Genomic DNA, 19,667 nt, shown 5'->3' with positions numbered 1-19,667 from the left:
CCCCTCTTATTCTTCGTAAACAAACTTCAATGCATGCTCAGGTGCTGCATATGGAGCGTTTTCTGCGTAGTCAGTTGCTTCATCAACGATCGCACGAATTTTTGTATCTAATTCTTTTTCTATATCTTCTGTTAATACACCAACTTCATGAAGGTATTTTGCAAATGTAAACAAGCAATCTTTGCTTTTTGCTTCTTCTACTTCTTCACGAGAACGGTAAATACGATCATCATCATCACTTGAGTGTGCAGTTAGTCGATAAGATACAGCTTCGATTAATGTTGGACCTTCTCCACGACGAGCACGGTCAACTGCTTCTTTTGTTACACGATAAACTTCTAAAGGATCATTTCCATCAACAGTGAAACCAGGCATACCGTATCCAATTGCACGATCAGATACTTTTTCACATGCTAATTGCTTCTCAATAGGTACTGAGATAGCATATTTGTTATTTTCACACATGAAAATTACTGGTAACTTATGTACACCAGCAAAGTTTGCACCTTCATGGAAATCACCTTGGTTAGAAGAACCTTCACCAAATGAAACCCATGAGACAATGTCTTTACCTTCCATTTTTGCAGCTAGAGATACACCTACAGCGTGAGGTACTTGAGTTGTAACTGGAGATGAACCTGTAACGATACGATTTTTCTTTTGTCCAAAATGACCTGGCATTTGACGTCCACCAGAGTTTGGATCTTCTGCTTTTGCAAAACCAGAAAGCATTAATTCTTTTGCTGTCATTCCGAATTGTAAAACAACACCCATATCACGGTAATATGGTAATACGTAATCTTTTGTATTATCTAATGCATAAGCTGATCCAACTTGAGCTGCTTCTTGACCTTGACAAGAAATAACGAACGGAATTTTACCAGCACGATTTAATAACCACATACGCTCATCAATTCGACGTGCCATTAGCATTGTTTCATACATACTAAGAACATCATCATTTGATAGACCAAGCTGTTCATGACGGTTTGAAGTTGTAACCTTTTCCATAAATATCCCCCTTTTACCACATACATGTGTGGAAGCGTTTTAAATCATTATAGTGATGTAATGTAGAGATTGCTCTCTACATTTCAATTTTTTAAATTAAGAGTGAATTGCTAATCCTTCTACAGCAAGTGCTGCTTCACCAATAGCTTCTGATAATGAAGGATGTGGATGAATTGTATGAGAAATTTCCCATGCAGTTGCATCTAATACTCGTGCTAAACCTGCTTCAGAGATCATATCAGTTACATGAGGTCCAATCATATGGACACCAAGAAGATCATTCGTCTCTTCATCAACAATTATTTTAACAAATCCATCATGCTCACCATAAACTAAAGCTTTACCGATTGCACGGAATGAGAATTTACCTTTTTTAACTGTATAACCTTTTTCTTTTGCTTCACGCTCAGTTAAACCAACAGATGCAACTTCTGGATTACTATAAACACACTTACTAACCATTGTTGGATCTAATGGAAGTGGTGAATTGCCCACAATATGCTCAACTGCAATTGTACCTTCTCTAGAAGCAACATGTGCTAATTGTAAGCCACCAATTACATCACCAATCGCATAAATATGTGTTTCTTTAGTTTGGTAATTAGCATTTGTTTGGATAAAACCATTTTCAACTACAATCTCAGTATTTTCTAATCCGATTCCTTCAACATTCGCTTGACGGCCTACAGATACTAACATTTTTTCAGCAGTGAAAGATTTCTCAGTATCTTTGTGAAGTGCATTAATTCTTACACCGTTATCGATTACTAAAGTTTCAGCTAAAACTTTCGCATCAGTAACTAATTTAATACCTTTTTTCTTTAATAATCTAGTCATTTCTTTAGAAATTTCTTCGTCTTCTAAAGGTAAAATAGTTTTACTATACTCGATTACTGTTACCTCAACACCAAAATCTGCTAACATTGAAGCCCACTCAATACCAATTACACCGCCACCAACGATAATAATTGACGCAGGAAGTGACTCCATTTTTAACGCCTCATCAGATGACATTACATGCTCACCATCAATAGTTAATCCAGGTAAAGACTTTGGTCTTGAACCAGTTGCGACTAAAACGTTCTTAGGAATTAGCATTTCGTTCTCGCTACCATCGTTCATTTCTACTGAAATTGTTCCTGGCATTGGAGAGAAGATTGAAGGACCTAAAATACGTCCTAAACCGTCGTATACATCAATTTTCCCTTGTTTCATTAAGTGTTCAACACCTTTATGAAGCCCGGCAACGATATTTTCTTTTCTTTGTTGTACTTTGCTAAAGTTTAATGTTACGCCTGATGTTTCAACACCAAACTCTTCACTTTTCTTAGCAGTTGAAAAAACTTCTGCACTACGTAATAATGCTTTACTTGGGATACAGCCTGCATGTAAGCAAGTTCCACCTAGTTTATTTTTTTCTACTACTGCTACTTTTAATCCTAATTGAGAAGCACGAATAGCAGCTACATAGCCGCCTGTACCGCCACCGAGTACGACTAAATCATATTCTGTTGCCATGATGAAATTCTCCTCACATTTATACTAAAGATTTAACTGCAAATTCTCCAGGATAGATTTTTGCTTCTTCTTCTTCTCGAAGTACGCGAAGTGCACCTTCACAAAGAGCTTGAAGTTCATTTTCACCTGGTAAAACAATTACACGTGCCATCCATTTAACTCTTTTTGTTATTTCATTAACAATAAAATCACTATAAGCGATTCCACCTGTCAATATAATTGCATCAATATTTCCTTCAATAACAGCTGCCGCACTTCCAATTTCTTTTGCGACTTGGTAAGCCATTGCTTCATATACTAATGCAGCTTTTTCGTCACCATCTTCAATCATGTTTTCAACTTTAATTGCATCTGCTGTTCCAAGATAGCTAACTAATCCACCTTGACCAACCATCATTTTTTGAACTTCGTTAATATAGTAGTCACCAGAGTAACAAAGTTTTATTAAGTCACCAATTGGTACAGTACCAGCTCGCTCTGGACTAAAAGGTCCTTCACCATCTAAACCGTTATTTACGTCAATTACGCGTCCTTTTTTATGAGCACCAACACTCACACCTCCACCCATATGGGCGATAATAAGGTTTAAATCGTTATATGACTGTTCTAACTGTTTTGACACTTTTCGTGCTACAGCTTTTTGGTTTAAAGCATGGAAAACACTTCTTCTTTCCATAAGTGATTGTCCGCTGATTCTTGCAACCGGATCTAATTCATCAACAACTACTGGATCAACGATAAATGCTGGGATGTTTAATCCTTGTGCAATCTCATTAGCAATGATTCCACCAAGATTTGAAGCATGCTGACCACTATAACCAATTTTCAAATCTTCTAACATGATTTCATTTACTGCATAAGTTCCACCTTCGATTGGTCTAAGTAGTCCACCTCGACCACATACAGCACTTAATTTAGAAATGTTAATGCCTTCTTTGTGTAATACCTCTAAAATAACATTTTTTCTAAATTCATATTGATCAATTATTGTTTTGTATTTATTTAATTCTTCATCGTCATGGCGTATTGTTTGTTCAAAAATTGGCTTTTCATCATCAAATACACCAACCTTTGTGGATGTGCTGCCAGGATTAATTACTAAAATACGATGCATTGTCAACACTCTCCCTTCTAAGTTTACCTTACCTTTATAACTAGAAAGAAAGAGGTACTATTACTTCACTCTTTCTTTCCATCTAAAAAATAAAGGAATTTTTAACTAAAAATTTATTTAGTCAATCAATTATCTTCTGCTTAAGATGTTGTGACCATTTGATAAGAATTGGCTACGAGATTTTGCCATTGTAGCAATACGCTCTTCAGCTAAACGGTCTGCAGCTAAATAAGTTGGAATACCGTCACGTTTTGAAATTTCGATTACTTTTGCAATGTTATCGTATAAGCCTTCAACTTTTTTCATTGCACGGTCGTAGTTGTATCCGTATAACTCATCTGCAACGTTGATTACTCCACCAGAATTGATTACATAGTCAGGAGCATAAACGATACCTAATTCATGGATTAAATCACCATGACGAGTTTCTTTTAATTGGTTATTTGCAGAACCTGCAATAACTCGCGCTTTTAATTGTGGGATAGTTTTATCGTTAATTGTTGCACCTAATGCACATGGTGCATAAATATCACATTCTACTCCATAAATATCATCTGGATCTACTGCTGTAGCACCAAATGCTTCTACTGCACGTTGTACAGCTTCTTTATTAATATCCGTTACGATTAATTGAGCACCTTCTTCATGTAAGTACTCGCAAAGGCTGTATGCAACATTACCAACACCTTGGATTGCAATTTGTTTACCTTCTAAGCTGTCAGTTCCAAATGCTTCTTTTGCAGCAGCTTTCATACCACGGTAAACACCAAATGCAGTAACTGGAGATGGGTTACCTGAAGAACCGAATGATGGTGAGATACCAGTTACATAATCAGTTTCTTCGTGGATTAAATCCATATCTGCAACAGTAGTACCTACGTCCTCAGCAGTAATATATCGACCATTTAAGCCTTGGATATAACGACCAAATGCACGGAACATTGCTTCGTTTTTATCTTTACGTGGATCACCGATGATTACAGTTTTTCCTCCACCTAAGTTTAAGCCAGCAGCAGCATTTTTATAAGTCATACCTTTTGCTAAACGTAGAGCATCTTCAATTGCAGCTTCTTCTGATTCGTAAGTCCACATTCTTGTTCCACCTAAAGCTGGACCTAATGTAGTATCGTGGATCGCAATAATTGCTTTTAATCCTGATTCTTTATCTTGGCAGAAAACAACTTGCTCATAGTCATAAGTTTCTAAGTATTTGAAGATTTCCATGTAATAACAGCTCCCTTAAAATGTGTAAGTTTAGTTTTTAGAATTACATATAGCTAATGCTAATGAATATAATTTTGTCATTGCAGAGTCAGAACGCGATGTTAAAACAATCGGTGCCTTTGCTCCAGCAATAAGTGCAGCCACTTCTGAGTTAGCCATAAAGACTAATGATTTATATAAAATATTTCCAGTTTCTATTGTAGGTACTAATAAAATATCAGCTTTCCCAGCAACTTCTCCAGTTAAGCCTTTATGTTTAGCTGCTTCAACAGAAATGGCATTATCAAGCGCTAATGGTCCATCAACAATACAATTTTTAATTTGTCCTCTTGTATTCATGACAGTTAATGATGCTGCATCTAGTGTTGCTTGCATTGCAGGATTTACTACTTCAACAGCTGCCAGTACAGCAACTTTAGGGGTTTCTATTCCTACTTTCCTTGCAATTTCAACACTGTTTTCAATAATTTTCACCTTTTGATCTAACGTAGGTGCTATGTTCATCGCAGCATCTGTTACGATTACAGCATTTTCTCTACCTGGTACGTCGAATATTGCAACATGTGATAAAACACTTTTATCTCTTAAACCATATTCTTTGTTCAATACTTCTTTTAGAAGAACTGAAGATGAAAGATTACCTTTCATTACAATTGAAGCTTCACCAGAGCGAACAGCTACAACTGCATTTTTAGCAGCCTCTTTGTTTGAATGAGAATGAACAATTTTTAGTCTTTCTGCAAATTGTTCGTTTTTTAATAAATCTTCATACATTTCAAAGATCGCTTGCTCGTTTCCGAAAAGTAAAAAGTTTGCTAAATCATTATCTAACGCAATTGAAACTGCTTCTTTTACTTCGAAGTCCTCAGCTACAGCTACAGCAACAGTTTGCCTAGAATGATTTTTCGCACGTAACATTATATCTGTTAAATTCATTGAAAGCCCTTCCTTTCATCCCCCTGCACTATATAAAGCAATTTGCGTGCCAACTTTCCAAAAAGGATAAAACTATTTTAAAAATAGTTGAAAAGCCTTACATTACCAACATTCTAGTACCAGGTACTAGTAACACCAATAAATCTATTCTACAACAATATTTTGAAAAATGACAGTAATTGCATGCAAAAATATTCATAGCACGCAAATTATTGCGTGCTATTTTTTGCAGTGTGGTATTTTTCCAATTTATAATACAAATTCCTTACTGATATTCCAAGCTCTTTTGCTGACCTTGTTTTATTGCCATTATTTTTCATTAATATCTTTTCAATAATTTCACCTTCATAATTTATAACCATTTCATCAAGGGAGCTTATTTCTTCAGTATGAACTTCGTTATGATGAACAGATTGTTCTTGCTTAACTTGTACAATCGCTGATAAATGTTCCGGTAGGATTTGCTTTTCATTAAATTTCATAAATATAACTGCTCTACCTAGCACATTTTCCAATTCCCTAACATTACCAGGCCAATTGTAACTTTTTAATTTATTTAATGCTGATAATGAGATCCCCTCAACATTTCGACCGTAGTCTTGATTAATTTTTGCTAATAATCTTTCGCCAATTGGTAAAATATCTTCAATTCGATCCTTTAGCGCAGGAATAATAATAGGAAGTTTATTTAATCGATAATAAAGATCTTCTCGAAACTTTCCTTCAATGATTGCTTCCTCTAGATGAACATGCGTCGCAGCAATCACTCGCACATTAATAGGAATAGACTTTGTCCCACCTACACGTCTTATTTCTTTCTCTTGTAGGACCCTTAATAGTTTGGCTTGCATCGCAGGTGATAATTCTCCAATTTCATCTAAGAAAATACTACCATTATTAGCTTCTTCAAAAAGTCCTCTTTTCCCACCACGTTTCGCGCCAGAAAAAGCACCTTCTTCATAACCAAATAATTCACTTTCTAATAAAGTTTCAGAAATCGCAGCACAATTCACACGAACGAATTTATTATATTTGCGATCGCTTTCATTATGAATCGCGTGAGCAAACAATTCTTTTCCTGTTCCAGATTCCCCACGTAGTAAAACCGTAGCAGGAGTGCTCGCAGCTAATTTAGCCTGCATGATCGCTAAACTGATTCCTTCAGATTCACCAGCTATATCCTCGAATGAATATTTTGCCTCTAATGTTCTAATAATTTGACGTGCTCTATGTAATTCATTCGTTAACTGTGAAATTTCAGAAACATCATGAATTACTCCAACACTGCCTTTTAATTTTCCGTCTACAATTACTGGAGCTACATTAACTAGTACATCACGATTTTGCTTTCCCACTTTCATGCGTACTCCACGAACTGCTTGTTTTGTTTTCAACACTTTTAAATGAACACTTTCACCTTCAGCAATATCAATCGTTGCATGTTTACCTAGTACTTGTTCACTTGATAGTCCAGTCAGTCTTGTGTATGCCGGATTAATAATAATTCCATTTCCTTTTTCATCTACAACTGAAATTGCTTCATCCGAACTTTGAATGACTGCTTCAAGCATGCTATAAACTTCTTTTAAATTTGTAACCTCTTCTGCTAAATCGATTACCTCAGTATCATCTTTAAAAACTGAAATTGCACCTTCAAGTTCACCATCTTCTCGAAAGATTGGAATTCGAGTCGTAAAAATCTTACTTCCATTAATTAAAATATGCTCTTGATTAATTTCCTTCTTTTTCGTTTGAAGAACCCGAGGTAATTTACTAGTTGGGACAACATCCAATATATACCTACCAATTGCAGCATCTTTATCAGTATGTAACATTCTTTCTGCAGAGCGATTGAATAAAAGAATTTTTCCCCATTTATCAACCACAATCATCCCATCATGAGTGTTGTCCAAAATGAGCTCTTGTTGTCTTTTTTTATTATCGATTAAATTAAAAAGTGATTCTTTTTCTTGAACAAGATCAGATATCATTTTTGCAACAGAACCTGGGATCACTAAAGTATGCTTAGCTTTATACTCGTTTAATTCCTGGTATATCGTTTCATCTCCAGTAGTATTTATGACAACATCAATCTCTTCGTTTAAATTAGACTTCCAATCCTTTAATATTGGAATGTGTAAGCTTTTAGCAAATTCTAAACCTTTAGCCTCTTTTATCATATCTACTACTGCAACAACATGAAATAAATCAGAATGTGATAGAAGTTTTAATACAGCTGTGCCTCCTGTTCCCATTCCAACGATCATTACGTTTTGTTTCATCTTAGTTCACCTACTAATTTCAACAAATTATTAAACACATTAGACTATTATATATAAAAAGTCATTCTTTCGTCTATTTCAAATGTTTTATAAGGCTTGACAACACTATCCTTGTATAAGATTATGAAGAAAGAGAATTACGTAATTTTATACTTTATTGTTACTTTTAACGGAGGAATTAATAAACATGAAAGAATCATTTACACGTATGTTAGCATTCGTTGTGATTGTTGTACCAATAGCTTTAGCAGTTATCGGAATTAAATTACTTCGTGATACGGTATTTCTAATCCATTCTTTTGGCATTCCAAATCTTCCATTGCAATTATTAATCGGACTTGTTTCATTAGGAGTCGGTTTTTATTTAGTCGGAAGCTTTGTCTTATTTAGAGATCGTAAACGAAACAAAGTTCAAGGCAGATTTTTAAAAAGATAAGTTTTGTGAGAGTTTAACTTAGGGTCTCATTAAAACCAAAAGATAAATAACAAAACAAAAAAAGTGCTAATGAGAGCACTTTTTTTATTTACTAAGAAGTTGACTTCTGACTTGGAAAGCTAGCTCTGGATAGTCAGTAATAATCGCTGTACACTTGACTTCAAATAATCGTTTCATAACAGCAGGTTCATTGATTGTATACGGTCTTACGGCTATGTGATGTTCCATCGTTTCTTCTATTTGTTCATCAGTAATTATACGATAATTAGGATGAATTGCATTTGCTTTATAATCTTCAGCAATCTTCCAAGGTTCTTTACTTCTTCTATTAAACAGAACTGCTGTTTCAATATCCGGCGCCATTAAGTGGAATTTAAGCATACTTTTATGGTTAAAGGAAGATAAAACGATTCTTTTTTCATATTCATATGAACGGATTAAATTTATTACTCGTTCCTCAAGTCCATGGTATTCGATTTTATCATTTTTTAATTCAACATTGATACTAAAGTTATTTCCTTTTGCCCATTCAAATACTTCTTTTAAGGTAGGGATCGTGCATCCTTTAAATTGACGTTTAAATCGATAGCTAGCGTCAAATTGCTTTAATTCAGCTAAAGTATAATCTTTAACGAAACCTTTACCGTTAGTTGTACGATTTATTGTTTCATCATGAATTACAACGATTTCACCATCTTTTGATAAGTGTACATCTAACTCTATTCCGTCTGCCCCTAGATCTTCACATGCCATAAAAGAAACCATTGTATTTTCTGGGTAGGTTCCTGCAGCACCTCTATGACCAATAATATCAACCACTCAAATTCCCCCCTTGTTGAGAAAATATGTACTTTCTTCTTTTTCTTATTGTATACTAATTTTACGAAACTAAGGAGGACTATTATGCGACCATTGCAAATTTCGCCTGAAACGGCAATTTTACTTTCTAAGAAGTTAAACGTTCCTTTAGAACAAATTATGCATATGCCACAGCATATATTAATGAAAAAGTTGATGGAACTAGATTTGTCTAAAAGCGAAGAAGCTTCTGAGGATAATGAATCTAAATAGTAAATGTAAGCAGAAGTAGTTTTTCTACTTCTTTTTTTGCACCTTTTTTATTAATTCTAATCCTAAATTACATTTTTATGTAAAATTGCACAAATAATTAACAATTATGAGCTAATTTTAATTTAAACTTCCTTTCATATTAATTAGTTTTCAAGTAAAATGTAATGTATTGTGTATATTTTATAACGAAAAGTATTTATGGAGGTATTTTTAAATGTTACCTGATTGGTTAATTGGTTTGATCATGGGGATGGTAGAAGGATTAACAGAATTTTTACCAGTTTCTTCTACTGGTCATATGATTTTAGTTGCTGATTTATTAAATTTCACTGGAGAGAAAGCTTCATTTTTTGAAGTAATTGTTCAACTCGGTTCAATTCTAGCAGTAGTTGTTGTTTTTTGGAAACGACTATGGTCAGTACTAGGGGTTAAATCAGATGGTTATAGAAAAACGAACCTCAATTTAATTCATATTATTATCGGTGCTATTCCAGCCGGGATTGTAGGGCTTATATTCCATGATTTCATTAAAGATGTTTTATTCTCACCTAAAACTGTTGTAATCGGATTAGTAGCAGGCGGTATTTTATTAATTGTTGCTGAAAAAGTTTCTAAACATCCTAAATCATCTGATTTAGATCACATCTCATATAAACAAGCTTTTATTATTGGTTGCTTCCAAATGCTAGCTTTATGGCCAGGATTTTCACGATCAGGCTCTACAATAGCTGGGGGATTATTATTTGGATTAGATCGAAAAACTTCTGCAGAATTTACTTTTATTTTAGCAGTACCAATGATGATTGCTGCAAGTGGATTAGATTTTGTTAAAAATATCGATATTTTAAGTGCTTCAGATCTACCATTATTCGCAACTGGATTTATCACTGCATTCGTAGTTGCATTACTTGCGATCGTTTCCTTCCTAAAATTATTAGAGAAAGTAAAACTAACAGGTTTTGCAGTTTATCGTTTTATTGTAGCGATTGTGTTTACGATTGTATTCATATTTTAATTAAAACTACAAAGTGATAGGACAACCATATTGGTATGTCCTATTTTTTTTATTTGTTCCTTCAATTCATCGGATTATTTTGCAAATGGAAAAAGGCTATTCGTACAACGTATACGAATAGCCTTTGTAATATATATATATGTTAGTTATTTAAATTTAAAAATTGTTGTCTATTGGCGAAAGCCCTACCTCTCTTTCGCAATTCGGCTCCAGGGCCGTTCCATTAGGCAGCTTGTTTCACAACAATCTTCACTAACAGACACTACTACTAATTTTTAAATAAGGTTGAAATAGCTGACGCGTCATGGAATACGTCCAATTTTCTCCCAAATTTCGTAGTAATAATATCGTGTATCTAAATATATCAGTGGCGCATTAAATATTGTAGCATACTACAAATTATTAGGCAAACTATTTTTTATAAAGTGTAAATTCAACGGCTACTAGCTTTCACTGTCCTTAAGTAAAATTTATAAAATTAGTTGATTGGAATGGAGGGATGCTCGACACCTATGGGATATGCGGGAAGCCTGAGACCCCGTAGGCTTCCCGTGGAGGCTAAAGAATCTCGCCCTATGGAAAGCGAGCATCCTGTAGTGGAAATCAACATCACTCTACTCCTTTTACGAAAAATTGGTAATTTAATTGACATGGTTGTTCTTCAAAAACAAATGAAAACGTTGTCTACAATAGACAACGTTTCCTTTTTACAAATAATATAATTGCTAATGCGAAAAAGTACCGAAGATCTCATAAGAAGTTATTCGCTAAGAGAAATGTCTGTGGAATCACTATTAGAAGTTAATCGGGATTTAATTTTCTGAATAATTAGTTATAAAAATAAATTAAGATGCTTTATGTTCTAAACGTAATTTATCAGCAACCATTGCAATAAATTCTGAATTTGTTGGTTTTGCCTTTGACATTGAAATTGTATAACCAAATAATGTAGAAATACTATCGATATTTCCACGGCTCCATGCTACTTCAATCGCATGTCGAATTGCACGTTCAACTCGGCTAGCTGTTGTATTAAACTTTTTAGCGATATCCGGATATAAAACTTTTGTAATTGAACCTAGAAGCTCAATATCGTTATATACCATTGAAATCGCTTCACGTAAGTACATATATCCTTTAATATGAGCAGGTACCCCAATTTCATGGATGATACTTGTGATACTAGCATCTAAGTTACGTGGCTTGCTTTCGTAATTAGAAACTAAAGAAGGTGCATTACGTTTAGTTACCGCACTACCCTTTCCAACTACTTGACGGATATTGCTGATTAAATGCTCCATATCAAATGGTTTTAAGATAAAATATGATGCACCAAGGTCAACAGCTTTTTTAGTAACATCCTCTTGACCAAATGCTGTTAGCATAATAACGTTTGGAATTTTTTCAACTAAGCCAGCGCGTAAACGATCTAAAACCGCTAATCCATCTAAATGTGGCATAATAATATCTAGGACTAGTACATCTGGCTTTTTATCCTTCACTAGAGGTAAGCAGTCTTGTCCATTAAACGCAACCCCAACCACTTCCATATCTGTTTGTGCGTTAATGTAGTTTTCTAACATAATAACAAGTTCTTTATTATCATCAACTAATAATACTTTAATTTTCTCCACGCCCGTTCCTCCCTACATCCTCTATAGTGAATTTTCATTACTTATTACCGATAATTTCGACAATAAAAATTTATTTCCTGTTTTTATTATAAATTCTGAATATTTTTATTAATATAGATAGTTTTCTTCAATTTCTTCTAGCATTCGACTATTGCGTTAAAAACTACTATGTATTAAGTCGAATTATACATATAATTCATTATATAAAAAATGAAATAGTATGTAAATTTATAATTTTTAATATAAATTTACAATTCTGTAACATTAAGCGTCATATCAACCATCCTCCACATTAAAATTTTTTTAATCTTTCGATGTTGCTAATAGTATACTACCATTTTTTTCCTTTTTTGACTTATTTTTAACAAAATACACTACAAAATATTTAATAATTGTATTATCAGTGTTGGAATCAATTCATAAAGGGAAAGGGTATTTTTGAGTATTTTCTGTGCTATCCATATAATGAGTTTTACTTCCAAAGGATACTTAAGATACTTAATCCTTATGAGAGATGCAATGTAGCCCTTTGAGCTCTATTAAAGAAGTAACGAGTAGGATGATAACTCATTACAAAAATCGAGCATTCTGAAGTGTAAATAAACATAAAAAATACACCTACATAATTTGATAGGTGTATTTTTTAAATCAAGAAGCCTTTTTATTATGATAATCATAAATCGGGACTTTAGCCTCATCAAGCATCCACTCAATATGAACCCCATATCCACTAGTCGAATCATTTACAAAAACATGTGTAACTGCTCCGATTAATTTTCCATTTTGAATGATTGGTGAGCCGCTCATTCCTTGTACAATACCGCCAGTTTCTTTAAGTAAACGTTTATCAGTAACCTTTAAAATAATTCCTTTAGTGGAAGGGAATTTTTGTTGAATACTGCTTACTATTTCTATGTCAAATGCTTCTACTTTATTATCATGTATTACGGTTAGTATTTTAGCAGGACCTTTTTTCACTTCATTTGATAATGCAATTGGTAATGGTTGTGACATGATCCCATTGTCTATTTTATTGTTAACTTTACCGAATATGCCAAATGGACTATTTGAAGTGATATTACCAATCGTTCCACGATCTAAAGCAAAATGCGCTATTTTTTCTCCTGGTGAGCCATCTGCACCTTTTTCAATTGCAGTCACTGTTGAATAGACGATATGTCCATCTTCTACTTCAATGGCTTTTCTCGTATCGCTATCAGAGATAACATGTCCTAGTGCACCATATTTTAATGAATTAGGTTCAATGAATGTCATCGTGCCAATACCAGAAGCAGAATCCCTTATATATAATCCAATTCGATAGCTATTATGACCTTGGTCCCGAATAGGTTGTAACATTTTTGTGTAATACTTACCCTCGCGTTTTACAGTGATTTTTATAGGTTTACCATACTTTCCTGCTTTTTGAATAAACGGTAATACATCTGACATTTTTTCGATTTGTTTACCATTCATTTTTATTATCATGTCTCCAACTTTAATTCCGGCAATTTCGCCTGGAGACTTTTGTCCCGAACTAGTATTTACTAAATGATGTCCAACGACTAAGACACCTACTGAGTTAAGTTTTACTCCTATTGACTGTCCCCCTGGTATTATTCTTAAACTGTTTAATACTTTAACATCTACCTTTTTACTTGGTAATTCATTCATACCAAGTGCTACATTAACAATTTCTTGTTGATTCTTATTTTTTATGGTAGATGAAAACACATTATTTTGATTTATATTAAACACGCCAATACCAACTATAAATAAAAGGAGAAGAATTTTTATTATTCGATGAACATTTATATTTTTCACAAGCGAATCACTCTCCTTAGCGCCAAATTTCATTTTTTTAATTCGTGGCTATGTAGTTAATGTTAGCTTTGCAAAAGCAAAATATGATTGTAAAAATATGATAGATTCTTTAACGTATAATGTTGTATTAGTATGTTTCATTTAGCATTTTCCAATTACTAATTTATCAATAATTCCCATAAAAAAAAGAGAATATTTAATGTATAGAAAAAAATTTCCATCATTAAACATTCTCTTTATGTTCATTGAGATTGGTATTTTGCAGAAGCTGCCTGATCGATCAATTCTTTAGCGTGTTGAATCGTTACATCTGTAATTTCAACTCCAGCGATCATCCTTGCAATTTCATTAATTTTTTGATCATTTCGTAATGGTGTAACAGAAGTTTTCGTTCGATTTCCATCAATTAATTTGGCGATAAATAAATGCGTATCTGCCATAGAAGCAACTTGTGGTAAATGAGTTATACACAGAACTTGAGAATCAATGGATACCTTGTGTATTTTTTCCGCTATTGCTTGCGCTACTCTTCCACTAACCCCTGTATCAACTTCATCAAATATAATTGACGTAATCCCCTGATGCTTCGTGAAAATGCTCTTTAAGGCTAGGAACATCCTTGACAGTTCTCCACCCGATGCAACCTTTGCTAATGGCTTTAAAGGCTCACCTGGGTTTGTTGAAATATAAAACTCTACAATATCAAAGCCATCTTTTTTAAACTTAATATGTTGTTCATCTATAATTGGATCTGATTCTTGTCCTTCTTCAACATCAAACATAATTTCAAAGGTTGTTTTTTCCATATAAAGCTCTTTTAATTCTTTATGTATATCAGCAGTTAATTTGATTGCTAATTCTTTTCTTTTATTTGAAAGAGTCTTACCAGCTTTAATTAGCTTGATTTTCACATTATCTAAGTCTTTTTGTAACTTCTCGATATGCATATCTTTATGCTGAATAGTATCCAACTCTTGTTCGATACCTTCTGCGTATTTTAAGATATCAGCAACACTGTGCCCATATTTCTTTTTTAACATAGAGATCTCACTTAAACGAGTTTCAATTTCGTTTAATCTATTTGGATCATATTCCATTTGTTCGATAGAATCACGTAATCGATACGATATATCCTCTAATAAGTAATAGCTACTACTGATTCCTTCATGCATTTCTTTAATGTCATTATCGATATTCGTTACTGACTCTAAAGAATACATACTCGACCTGACCGAATCTAATCCTGATCCATCCTGGGATAAACCTTGATATGCTTCAACTAAAGACTTATAAATACGTTCAAAATTAGAAATTTTGAGTCTTTCTTCCATCAACTGATCGTCTTCATTTTCTTGCAAATTCGCATTTTGTATTTCAGTTAGCTGGAATTGAATTAAATCCAACCTATGAGCCATTTGTTGTTCATTTTCAGTTAATTGCTTTAACTGTTTTTTTAAGTCTGTATAGTTATTAAAAATATTTTGATATTCAGTAAACAAATGAGCGATTGCTTTTTCATCATATTGTTGTAACATCGGTAAATGATGTTCTTGGTCCATTAAATCTTGGCTCTCATGTTGCCCATGAATATCAACAAGTAAACCACCAATTTCCTTAAGTATAGAAGTTGTCACTAATTTCCCATTGATACGGCATACACTTTTACCAGATGAAGTAATATCTCTTTTTAAAATAATCATTTCATCTTCAATGTCAAAGCCTAATTCTCTGCATCTTGAATAAATTAGATGATTCTCATTTTCGATATGAAATAAGCCTTCAATTTCTGCTTTTTCAGTATCATATCTTACGAATTCTGCAGACCCACGACCACCAAGTAACAGACCGATAGCGTCAATAATAATTGACTTCCCCGCTCCTGTTTCACCACTTAGTACAGTTAAACCCTTTTCAAATGAAATGGAAACTTCCTCAATGATTGCAAAATTTTTAATGATAATTTCAGATAACAATGAGTTTCTCTCCTCTTTTTAAAACCATTCTCCTATTGAAGCATGTCAATAAATTTTTCTTTTAAATCCTCAGCATCTACAGGTGTACGACAAATGATTAAGATCGTATCATCACCACAGATTGTACCCATAATTTCTGACCAATCTAAATGATCAATTAATGCACCAACTGCATTTGCATTACCAGGCAATGTTTTCATTACAATTAAATGACTTGAACTATCAATTTTAATAAATGAATCAATTAAAAGTCTTTTTAATTTTTGTAAAGGATTAAATCGTTGATCTGCAGGTAAGCTATATTTATATCGACCATCAGATAACGGTACTTTTACTAAATGTAGTTCTTTTATATCACGTGAAATCGTTGCTTGGGTTACTTTAAACCCTAAGTCTCTTAGTGATTGTACTAATTCATCTTGTGTTTCTACTTCATTTTTTGCGATAATTTCTCGTATTTTTATATGACGCTGACCTTTATTCATAATACACCTCTTTGCAAATTCCGACAAATATCTTACTTAAAGAATATCTTATCTAATCTACTCGTTATTGTATATATTTTTTTAAACGTTTTCATAAAATGCATTTTTTAGCATAATTTTTTTACCTTAATTTGAAAAAAGGATAAAAAGGAAACCTATTTGGTTTCCTTTTTATTATTTTACCTTCTTTAATTCAGTATGTGCTTCATTTACAATTTCCATTGGTAATCGATTTAACTCGCTATTTCCAATTTCCTTTGAACCTTCCCAATGAAGATGAATTAAAAATTCAATATTACCTTCTCCACCCGTTATAGGAGAAAAAGTTAAAGCTTTTATATCATATCCTTGGCGAAGCGCAAAATCGCTCATCATTTCGATCACTTGTTCATGAACTTTTGGATCGCGTACAATACCCTTTTTACCAACTTGCTCTCTACCAGCTTCAAATTGTGGTTTTATTAACGCGACAACATCACTTGAAGGTACTAATAATGTTTTTAAGACTGGTAAAATCAAACGTAACGAAATAAAGGATACGTCAATTGAAGCAAATTGAGGTAAACCTTCAATTAAATCTTCTGGTTTAACATAACGAAAATTTGTTCGTTCCATTACAATAACACGTTCATCTTGCCTTAATTTCCAAGCAAGTTGATTGTATCCAACATCAAGTGCATATGATTTTTTTGCCCCATTTTGAAGAGCACAATCCGTAAATCCACCTGTCGAAGATCCAATATCAATCATAATTTTATCTTTAACTGATAGATCGAATGTGTTTATAGCTTTTTCTAATTTGTATCCTCCACGGCTCACATAAGGCATAACTTCACCTTTAATTTGTAATGGGAGTTCAATATCTATTTTTTCTCCAGGCTTATCTAATCTTTGTTCGTTTGTATAGACAAGTCCTGCCATAATTGCTCGTTTAGCTTTTTCGCGTGTTTCGATTAAACCACGATCTACTAAAAGTACGTCTACTCGTTCCTTTTTTGCCATTTAAATGTCATCCTCTTATTTATTACAAACCATTTCACGGATTTTCTTAACCGATTCATCTTTTGTTAAATGAATTTCATCAAGTAATTTATCAACATCACCGTGTTCAACAAATAAATCCGGTATACCTATGCGTTCTACGCGGACGTTTTGAAAATTATTTGAACTTGCAAATTCTAAAACAGCACTTCCAAAACCACCTTGTAATACTGCCTCTTCAATCGTTAAGATCGGTTTTCCGTTCTTAAAGATATCATTTAACATTGCAGTATCCATTGGTTTAATAAATCTTGCGTTTACTACTTTAACAGAAATATTTTCTTTCTCTAAATCATCCGCTGCATCTAATGCCATTTTAATTGTTGTACCAAACGTTAAGATAACTGCATCTGAACCTTCTCTTAATACTTCCCATGATCCAATCGGAATTTCTTTTAATTGCTCATCCATTGGTACGCCGATACCATTCCCTCTAGGGAAACGCAGCGCAATTGGACCATCGTCGTATTGAATTGCAGTGTTTACCATATGTTGGCCTTCATTCTCATCTTTAGGCATCATTAAAACTAAGTTTGGTATATGACGTAGGAAGGCAATATCAAACACACCTTGATGAGTTTCACCGTCAGCTCCTACTAATCCTGCACGATCGATTCCAATGAATACATTTAAATTTTGTCTACAAATATCATGTAAAACTTGGTCGTATGCTCTTTGAAGGAATGTTGAATAAATTGCTAAAAACGGCTTCATTCCTTGCGTTGCTAAACCAGCTGCAACTGTTGCCGCATGCTGCTCTGCAATACCGACATCAAAAATTCGGTCAGGTAATTGAGCTTGGAAATTTTCCAATTTTGAACCGACTGGCATTGCAGGAGTAATCGCTACGATTCGCTCATCTTTTAGAGCTAACTTTAATACAGTATCACTAACAAGTTTACTCCAAGCTGGTGGTGCTTTATCCGGCTTAATTAACTTCCCAGATTCTACTTTATAAGGACCTGTACCATGCCAAGTTCCAATATCATCACTTTCTGCTGGCTTATATCCTTTTCCTTTTTTCGTTAGTACATGTACTATTACCGGGCCTTTAGTTTTCTTAGCATATTCAAGGGATTCAAATAAGTCTTCAAAATTATGACCATCAACTGGTCCAAAATAAGTGAAACCCATCTCCTCAAAAAACATTCCTTGTGTAACTAAGTATTTAAGGCTATCTTTTAATTTTTTTGATGTACTTGATAGTTTGTCCCCGATTCCAGGAATTTTTTTGATCACGCCTTCAAGTTCACCTTTAGCCCAACGGTATTTCCCAGTTGTTCTCAATCTTCCTAAAATGCTATGTAAAGCACCTACGTTCGGAGCTATAGACATTTCATTATCATTTAAAATAACGATGACATCTTTTTGTTCATGTCCAATGTGATTCATTGCTTCAAGAGCCATCCCACCAGTTAATGCACCATCTCCGATAATTGGAATAATGTATTCACCAGTTTTTTTAATATCTCTAGCAATAGCCATCCCCATTGCCGCAGATAGTGAAGTCGAGCTGTGTCCAGTTTCCCATACATCATGCTCACTTTCATTTCGCTTAGGAAAGCCACATAATCCTTTAAATTGTCTAAGTGTTGTAAATTCTTTTGCGCGACCAGTTAATATTTTATGAACATACGATTGATGTCCTACATCCCATAAAAATTTGTCTTTAGGCGAATTAAAGACTTTATGTAATGCAATCGTTAATTCAACAACTCCTAAATTTGGCGCAATATGACCACCTGTCTCAGAAAGCTGTTGAATAAGAAATTTACGAATTTCTTCACTTAATACTTCTAATTCACCGTTCGTTTTATTTTTTAAAAAGCTCGGATTTTCAATTGTCGTAAGATCCATCTTGGATCACTCACCTTCCTAGATGTTAAATCTATATAAATAATTCATTATTATGTAATTTTATCTATAAAATGATTTTACCATACTTGTAGTTAAACGCTAGTTTCTTAAATGACTAACTCTTAACACCATGTATCATAATACCATTTTTATTAAAATCTGTTTAATGTTTTTTATTTTTATAGAATAAAATTATGAATAATTTTTTTTGCAAAATGAAAAGAAAGCCGCTAGCACATATGTGTT

15 protein-coding genes and 1 pseudogene are annotated in these 19,667 nt (G+C 33.6%); 3 read left to right on the top strand and 13 right to left on the bottom strand.

Annotation, left to right across the window (positions count from 1 at the left end):
* Window positions 1-6 precede the first annotated feature (6 nt).
* The 6 genes from ACFVRR_RS09190 to ACFVRR_RS09165 form a co-directional block, all read right to left on the bottom strand.
* Window positions 7-1,011, bottom strand: a complete 1,005-nt coding sequence (locus tag ACFVRR_RS09190; protein ID WP_097974515.1) for a thiamine pyrophosphate-dependent dehydrogenase E1 component subunit alpha — start codon at window positions 1,009-1,011, stop codon at window positions 7-9.
* 96 nt (window positions 1,012-1,107) lie between these two features.
* Window positions 1,108-2,529, bottom strand: a complete 1,422-nt coding sequence (gene lpdA, locus ACFVRR_RS09185; protein ID WP_387327336.1) for a dihydrolipoyl dehydrogenase — start codon at window positions 2,527-2,529, stop codon at window positions 1,108-1,110.
* Between the two features lie 19 nt (window positions 2,530-2,548).
* Entirely contained in the window at window positions 2,549-3,649 is a 1,101-nt protein-coding gene (gene buk, locus ACFVRR_RS09180) for a butyrate kinase (RefSeq protein WP_387327333.1), read from the bottom strand.
* Between the two features lie 123 nt (window positions 3,650-3,772).
* On the bottom strand, window positions 3,773-4,867 hold the full coding sequence (bcd, locus tag ACFVRR_RS09175) for a branched-chain amino acid dehydrogenase (protein WP_387327330.1): 1,095 nt from the start codon (window positions 4,865-4,867) through the stop codon (window positions 3,773-3,775).
* Window positions 4,868-4,897: 30 nt separating this feature from the next.
* Complete coding sequence (gene yqiS / locus ACFVRR_RS09170) at window positions 4,898-5,803, bottom strand: phosphate butyryltransferase (RefSeq protein ID WP_387327328.1); 906 nt, start codon at window positions 5,801-5,803, stop codon at window positions 4,898-4,900.
* A gap of 209 nt (window positions 5,804-6,012) precedes the next feature.
* Complete coding sequence (locus ACFVRR_RS09165) at window positions 6,013-8,085, bottom strand: sigma 54-interacting transcriptional regulator (RefSeq protein WP_387327325.1); 2,073 nt, start codon at window positions 8,083-8,085, stop codon at window positions 6,013-6,015.
* A 187-nt stretch (window positions 8,086-8,272) separates the two neighbouring features.
* On the opposite strand from ACFVRR_RS09165, the gene ACFVRR_RS09160 reads away from it, so the two are divergent.
* Window positions 8,273-8,521, top strand: a complete 249-nt coding sequence (locus ACFVRR_RS09160) for a DUF2627 domain-containing protein (protein WP_069034062.1) — start codon at window positions 8,273-8,275, stop codon at window positions 8,519-8,521.
* 84 nt (window positions 8,522-8,605) lie between these two features.
* Here the strand turns inward: ACFVRR_RS09160 and ACFVRR_RS09155 are convergent, their stop codons facing one another.
* Window positions 8,606-9,340 (bottom strand): glycerophosphodiester phosphodiesterase, encoded by a 735-nt coding sequence (locus tag ACFVRR_RS09155; protein ID WP_387327321.1) that lies wholly within the window; start codon window positions 9,338-9,340, stop codon window positions 8,606-8,608.
* A gap of 84 nt (window positions 9,341-9,424) precedes the next feature.
* On the opposite strand from ACFVRR_RS09155, the gene ACFVRR_RS09150 reads away from it, so the two are divergent.
* On the top strand, window positions 9,425-9,592 hold the full coding sequence (locus ACFVRR_RS09150; protein WP_098428787.1) for a YycC family protein: 168 nt from the start codon (window positions 9,425-9,427) through the stop codon (window positions 9,590-9,592).
* 214 nt (window positions 9,593-9,806) lie between these two features.
* The gene (bacA, locus tag ACFVRR_RS09145) at window positions 9,807-10,607 is read left to right on the top strand and encodes an undecaprenyl-diphosphate phosphatase (protein WP_387327317.1); all 801 of its coding nucleotides are present in this window, start codon (window positions 9,807-9,809) and stop codon (window positions 10,605-10,607) included.
* Between the two features lie 845 nt (window positions 10,608-11,452).
* On the opposite strand, the gene spo0A is transcribed toward bacA, so the two are convergent.
* The 6 genes and pseudogenes from spo0A to dxs all read right to left on the bottom strand — a co-directional run bounded on the left by spo0A (window position 11,453) and on the right by dxs (window position 19,421).
* A complete protein-coding gene (spo0A, locus tag ACFVRR_RS09140; RefSeq protein ID WP_069034065.1) occupies window positions 11,453-12,241 on the bottom strand; it encodes a sporulation transcription factor Spo0A in 789 nt (262 codons plus the stop codon).
* Between the two features lie 648 nt (window positions 12,242-12,889).
* Window positions 12,890-13,999, bottom strand: a pseudogene (gene spoIVB, locus ACFVRR_RS09135) (SpoIVB peptidase); the annotation flags it as partial.
* 308 nt (window positions 14,000-14,307) lie between these two features.
* Window positions 14,308-16,038: a DNA repair protein RecN gene (recN, locus tag ACFVRR_RS09130; protein WP_387327314.1), complete on the bottom strand. Its 1,731-nt coding sequence runs from the start codon at window positions 16,036-16,038 to the stop codon at window positions 14,308-14,310.
* A gap of 32 nt (window positions 16,039-16,070) precedes the next feature.
* Window positions 16,071-16,523, bottom strand: a complete 453-nt coding sequence (gene ahrC / locus ACFVRR_RS09125) for a transcriptional regulator AhrC/ArgR (protein WP_069034068.1) — start codon at window positions 16,521-16,523, stop codon at window positions 16,071-16,073.
* Window positions 16,524-16,697: 174 nt separating this feature from the next.
* The gene (locus ACFVRR_RS09120; RefSeq protein WP_387327311.1) at window positions 16,698-17,525 is read right to left on the bottom strand and encodes a TlyA family RNA methyltransferase; all 828 of its coding nucleotides are present in this window, start codon (window positions 17,523-17,525) and stop codon (window positions 16,698-16,700) included.
* 15 nt (window positions 17,526-17,540) lie between these two features.
* On the bottom strand, window positions 17,541-19,421 hold the full coding sequence (gene dxs / locus ACFVRR_RS09115; protein ID WP_387327308.1) for a 1-deoxy-D-xylulose-5-phosphate synthase: 1,881 nt from the start codon (window positions 19,419-19,421) through the stop codon (window positions 17,541-17,543).
* Between the last annotated feature and the right edge of the window lie 246 nt (window positions 19,422-19,667).

This window comes from Gottfriedia sp. NPDC057948, assembly GCF_042887255.1.
GTDB lineage: Bacteria > Bacillota > Bacilli > Bacillales > Bacillaceae_G > Gottfriedia.
Note: the sequence above shows the minus strand (reverse complement) of the source record. Positions and strands in the feature narration are given on the sequence as shown.